General features: G+C 35.2%; 2 protein-coding genes and 1 pseudogene. All 3 read left to right on the top strand.

Features of this window, described 5'->3' with window-relative positions:
* On the top strand, window positions 1–748 hold a 748-nt coding region (locus BAZSYMA_RS09150; protein WP_206599461.1), incomplete at its 5' end, for a hypothetical protein.
* Between the two features lie 71 nt (window positions 749–819).
* The gene (locus tag BAZSYMA_RS09145) at window positions 820–5,682 is read left to right on the top strand and encodes a neuraminidase-like domain-containing protein (RefSeq protein WP_195910185.1); all 4,863 of its coding nucleotides are present in this window, start codon (window positions 820–822) and stop codon (window positions 5,680–5,682) included.
* Window positions 5,683–5,761: 79 nt separating this feature from the next.
* Window positions 5,762–6,964, top strand: a pseudogene (locus BAZSYMA_RS09140) (hypothetical protein); the annotation flags it as partial.

Genomic DNA, 6,964 nt, shown 5'->3' with positions numbered 1-6,964 from the left:
TTCTTATTATCCTAGCAATGGTTTGTTCGAGATCAAGAGCATTAAAGGCGTTAGTTTGAATAAAGCAACCCGAGAGGTAAGTTACAACAACACTGTTGTTGCGACTATTAATCAAGATAAAATACCAAAGTTTGACTTAGGTAGAGGCTATACAGTTATAGGCGTTGACACATTACTTTTTACTTTTATTGGCCCGGATTCGGGTTGGGATTTAGCTTATTTCTATTCATCAAGTTACATGGAGCACGATGGCTGTATCAGTCTTAGTATAGGACAAACTGATAGACAAGTGATGTTTGGTCTTGCGATACATGAGTATGCTAATGGCCCTTATTTTTCTATACTTGCCGACAATGGGATAATTTTTGTTAATGAAGGTGATGTAGGCAAAAGAGCTTCATTTGGCAAATATACAACAAAGGATGTTTTCTCTGTTGAGAGGCATGACTATACGATTATTTACCGTAAAAATGGGAGTGTTATTTACACATCAACCGAGCACTGTGCTGGTGATATTCACCCAAGTATTACTTCTCCAAACCATGGAATTAAAGTCACTAATGTGCGGATTCGTGATTTTTATACTGAAAGAGATACGGATGGTTTTTACATTATGTTTAATGAAAAAGCCTCTCAAGTGGCTATTGATGCTGTTGCCGAAGCTGTTTCTTGTCAAATTGATGACCCAGATGTAACAGTGGAAATACTTTATTCAGCCAAGTTACTTGATGCCTTGCCAAGCAATTAGTATTATTTTTCAAAAGAAAAATGCAACAAAACCCCTGTATAAATAACATAAAGCCCTTAAAGGAGAGAAAATTGAACATTAAAACTATCAACTTATTTGACGAAACAACCTTAAAAAAACATAATCTTACTCACAACAGTGAAGAATGGAAGCAACTCGCTAAACATCAAAGATTGATGCGATTAAATGTATCTAGCGAAACAGCAACTTATTTTGCAAACAAAGGCTTTGATTCTGCCAATCATATTGCAATAACGCCTCTCCAACAGTTTTTGCAATTATGCCAAGATTTTTCTGGTAGTGAGCAGCTAAATGAGGTTTACAAAGTTGCTCACACCATTAGATCGGCGAGTATGCATATGATGACTAATGCGAAGAACTTGCATCCATCTAGCGGGTTTTCTCGCACCAAAGCATTTACGGCAGATCCTGGTATTTTTGCCGTTTTTGAAGATTTACCCAGTTATGAAATGTTATTTGGCGATTTAGATTATTATGACTGCTCTGAGTTCAGCTCTATTTTTGGCCCAGCTGCTTATTTGTTAGATTTAATGCGCATTACTCAAGTTTATATTAGCGATGCTAATGCCTCTAGTATCCCTAAAGGCTTACATTTTTTTGACAGAAGACCCGATATAAAAAAACTTAAATTAACACAGGAAAATACCACTACCGAGGTTCTGAAATTAGAGATTGTCAACGAAAGAATTGACGAATTATTACAAAGCCTTATCCATAAGGCGAAATCTAATTATGTTGCTTGGCTGGATACTGCTACTTACCCATTCGTCTTGCCCTTTTGTTTACCATTAATGCAAGTTCATTCTGGGCTTGAACAAGCCGGATTGAGCTTATTAACTATTTACAAAACATTGCAGGTAGATGCGAAATATTTTTATCGTGAAATATTGACATTGTCACCGAATCAACACACGCTAGTAATGACGGTAGTTACAGATGCAAAAGCACAGGCTGAATTATGGGGGCTTGATAATCCGACTTCTTTAGCAAATATGGAGATACCCACAGTTCTTTCCAAGCAAGCAGATATTGACGCAAGTCAATTACTTGATTTATTCAAACAAAATCTGAATGTTGATACGGAAACAACAAATGCGGCTAATTTTTACATCTGTAAACATCTTACCAAACATACATCCATTACCGAACATTATTTTTATATCGAAGATGGCATTATTAAAAACTTAAATGTAGAAGGCGATAGCACTGTTGTTGTTGATAATCTTGATATGATTGGGCGTTTTATTCGCTTTTCTCGCTACATAGGGCTTTCATTTCAGGATACGGACTGGCTGTTGAATGTGGCAGAATTCTTAATGAGCGGTCTAGCGCCTTATGATAGTGGCACACAACAAAATCGTATTGATGCTTTGTGTGGCGATGATTTAGCGACGGTTGGTAAAATTTACCAATTAGCTGATTTATTGCAACAGCCTGTTGCCAATATATTAAACAGCTTAGGAATTATCAAAACTTACGGCGTTGGTGCTGATGCTGTATCTGCAGCACCTTTTGATGTTATCTTTAATAGTGCGAATAGCAACAGTCCCTACCACCCTTCCTATGCGGGTAATCCTCTTTTTTATAAGGACACAGTACAAACTTGGGACTTATCTGAGAAAGAAACACCCTTGCCAGTAATTAATATCCTAAACCAATTTGGCTTAGGGAAAGCGGATTTATTAACATTAGGTACATACACTTTAAAAATACTTAATATTTCTACACAGCAGCTACCATTGAGTGTTGAAAATTTATCGTTATTGTATTCTTATAGCTCTATTGCAATATGGCTAAATATTAGCATTCCTGAGTTTGTTGTTATTGCTCAAATTCTAAACAAACCCCAGGCAGACATAGATACTCATAAGAATCCAATTGATGATTTAATAGCGTTAGTCAATGCTACATTATGGATGCAAAAACACAACACCAATGCTTTTGAAGTGGATTATATTATCAATGCCAGTGTTAGTCGCTATATTGATTTAAGGTTTCATCTAAAAGACCTCCCTAAATGGTTTATTTCTATCAAAAAATTAATTACACTGGTGCTGGATAAAAGCAAAAACCCAACCGATGCAACAACAACCAAGCTTATCAATAGTGTGGCTGGTTTTTTAAATACCACTCAAGAAACAATGAAGGCATTGTTTGATATGAATACCCATACGAGTGGCTCTAAACAATGGATAGTTGCTTTTTTGACCACTGATGATATTATCACTGTTCAAACACTAATCATTAATTTTTCACGCCTTCTAACACTTAACAAGCTTTTGCAGTTTAATAATGCTGAATTACTGTCTAGTATCGCTCAATACCCAATAGCGTATGGTTTTATCACATTTCCAGCAACTCAAATTACACAAATAAGCATAAATCTAACGCAATTACAGGGGTTGGTTGCCTTTAGAGATTTGCAAAACAAATTTAATGATACCGACAATAATTTTATTGATTATATAGAGAAAAAATGTGAAAAATCAAAAGATGCAGACAAAATACTGCACCATATAACCAACTGGGATAACGATCAAGTTCAAGCAGTGTTAGCACGCTACAAAGGGGAATCTGTTGCGGCTTTTTTATCTTTAGTGGACAGCATCTTTTCTTTAACCAGTAGTCTTGGAAACAATGTAAATATGCTGTTTTCCTTATCTGACAAAACCACAGGCACTAGTCCAGACATGTCAGAGGCAGAAAGTTTACTATTTACACAGTTAAAGTCATGCTATACGCCCAGTAACTTTCAAGTGGCAACACAAATCATATCGGAGAGTGTACTAGAGGAAAAGCGCGATGTTACAGCAGTAGTTGCCACTTGGGTTTTGGCACAAACTTATCCCGATATCCGCTCTTCAAGGAATTTATCTGAATTTTTGCTTACCGATATTAATGTTTCAGCAAAAATTAGCACCTCCTATATCAAAGAAGCAATTAACGCCTCACAGCTTTATTTGCAACGCGTCAAACTTAGTATTGAGCAACACATTGATAAGATTGAGATAGAAGAAGTATGGTGGCAATGGATTAGTAATTATCGTATTTGGGAAGCTAATAGGGAAATTTACCTCTATCCAGAAAATTATTTGGAGCCCACTTTAAGGAAAAACCAATCCAAGGCATTTCAAGATTTTTCTCAAACTTTATTACAAAGTGGCATTACTACAGAATCTGTAGAAGTAGCGTTTAAAAAATATTTTAAGGATTTTGAGCAAATCGTAGATTTGAATTATTTGTCTAGTTATTACACTGAAAACGGCAATCGAGCGGTTTATTATTTCTTTGCGGTTAGTAAAACGCATCCGCCAAAATATTATTATTGCACTTATACTTACGAACTGAATGATGATTTTGATTTTCAGAGTAACGGTGTTTGGTCGCTATGGACCGATATGGATGTCAATACTAATAACAGCAAGAATATTACGCCTATTTATTATTCCGGCAAGTTAATGTTGTTTTGGGTGGAAATTAAAAAAGTTAACTCCTCTACTGTTTCATCAAAAAGCAGCGATAACCCAGCCGAGGTAGGTAAAGTTAAAACTAACGATTTAGACATTTACAAAGCCACAGTTAAGTATTCTTTCCTTAAAGAAGACAAATCTTGGGAAATAGCCCAAACATTAATAGCCGAAGAAGTTGTTTATGTTGACGATAAACAAGATATTGGTGTTAATAGATTAGAAAAATCCGACAATACTCACCTGTTGTTTTCAGGTTTATTCACAGATATGGATTCTGATGATTGGAATACCGTGTATGTGAGTCATATTGATAATGATATCGCCGTGTATTACGGTCCTTTTGCCAACAAGTTGACAAAAGGCGAAGTTACGGTTCCTGATTTGGCAATAGAAAATATACAGGTTTTAGAGGAATTTCAAACACGCTTATTCAAAGTACTGAAAAAACATGTTAACACGACATCAATTGATACGCTTATGCCTTATATTGGCATTAGAATGTTTAATCAATACCTAGAACAAATAGAAACAGAGGTTGGAATCTGCACCTCTAGCTCACCTTCTCTTTCATCTTTTTTAAATACAGACAGAAGGTTTGTTATTAGCGATAATTCTTACAATAAGTCACTGTATGCGAATGTAGCAGGCAATATATATAGCAATTTTCAATTCGGTAATAGTATACAAGATACACGACTTATAGTGTTAGAATTTTATGAATTAATGACTGCATTAGCACTTATAAAAGTAACGCTTACGCAGTTTATTGATAACGCAATCGAAGCAGATTGTATAGAAAAAACGGGGGATAGTTATTATGCGACGATAAAATACTCTCTATTAACGGATACGGAGAAGAGTGCACAAATAATAGAGTTAATTGACGCTTCTCCATCTAAAGAACTATTTGCTATTATTGACCAATTACTAATGACAGGGGCAAACAACAGATCGTTAATGCTGTTTGCCAATATTAATGTAAAGCACAGCAAGCAATTTGCTGTAAAAAATAAATCGGGTGCCTTTTTGTATAAAAACAAAAAGGACTCTTTGTTTTTAAACCTACAGTCAAAAAAAATAAAACAATCTGGCATCATTTCTTCTCATTTATTTTATAGCACGCCTTTATTAACTAAGGATAGCTTTGTGACACAAGACATATCTGCCGATGTGTCAAAAAAAATATTTACAGAATTTCTTAAGGGTGGCTACATTACGCCATTAACATCTATTGATGGCTCTGGTGGCTTTGCAAAGGCCTTCTCTTCTCTTGTAAATGCTTTTCTTATGCTTTATGGTTTTGCAAATACAGATAAATTCATACAAGATATGAAGGTTGGTGGCTGGACAGGTTTAGAAAAATATCTTGCCAGTATGCAGCTAAACAATAGCTCTATTCGAGAAGTATTTAATATTATGTGCGCCTCTCCTTATAGTTTCTAAGGATTTTTTCGTTGAATCTTTATTAGACAGGAAAAACATAAAGAATAGAGAAAGCGCCTCTGCTTCGGTTTATACAGCTTTGAGTTACAATAAAGATAAAAAAATTGCAAATTTAATAGATGTTAATTCTCGTATTGCCTACCCGATCATTGCCGACCAAGGTTATCAACTATTTAAATCAGAACTGACTACTAAGCTTAACGTTGACGAACCCACACTTAAACTTACAGACAGAGAGTTTGCAAATATGTTTGCTCAAATTATAAATTGCGATTCGAGTATTGAGATTTTTAACACCCCCTACCCTTTGGCATTGTCTAATGTTAAATTTAGCCTAAATGATTGCGAAGATATAGATTACAATATTATTCGCATGGGCACACCTGCCTTTGAAAAACTACAAAAGAGACTTAACTCAAGTAGCATTGAACAGGTGTTATCGTTAGAGAATCAACAAACTCCAATCACCGAAGAAAATGTAATTACTGATTTAACTCCCCCCAAAGGTGCAAAATTACCTGATATCCTAAAAAATGATCAAATTGATTTCATGCAAGGACCTTACGCCCAATATTATTGGGAGTTATTTTTCCATGCCCCTATTTTAATTGCCAAAAACCTAAGTAATCAAAGCAAGTTTGAAGAAGCCATTGATTGGCTTAGATATATTTTCAACCCCTCTAAAAAACGCAAACACATATCCTCAAAAACTTTTTCTGATCAGGCGCCAAAACAAATTGATGAAAATGTGTCGGCTGCTATCTTTAAGACATTACAAAATACCAACTTAGATGACAAACCTTATATTGACAAAAATGGCGATGTTAATAAAAATTACAAAGGTAATGAAGACTTAAGTTTCCTAAACTTAAGTCAAGCACAAACGCAGATAGTAAAAGATATATTAGGCAATTATCATTTAATCAGCCCGGTTAATCATTATTGGAATTTTCAACCTTTCCGTAATCATACCTTGCAAACTATCAAGCAATTATTAACTGATGGCAATCCTGCTATCCAGCAGTATGAAGACGACCCTTTTGATCCTTTTGCTATTGCGCAACTTAGAATTGGTGCATTTGAAAAATATGTGTTGATGCTATATGTTGATATTTTGATTCAGTGGGGTGACAGTTTATTTACCATTGATACGCGTGAATCGATTAATGAGGCAACTATGTTGTATCTATATGCTGACGACTTACTGGGCGCCAAACCAGAGGATCTAGGTGCTAAACATCAGCAAACATCCGCTAGTTTTACAGATATATTAAATAAATAC

The organism is Bathymodiolus azoricus thioautotrophic gill symbiont (assembly GCF_001298715.1).
Taxonomy (GTDB): Bacteria; Pseudomonadota; Gammaproteobacteria; order PS1; family Pseudothioglobaceae; genus Thiodubiliella.
The sequence above is the reverse complement of the archived record's forward strand: the minus strand, read 5'-3'. Positions and strand labels throughout refer to the sequence as shown.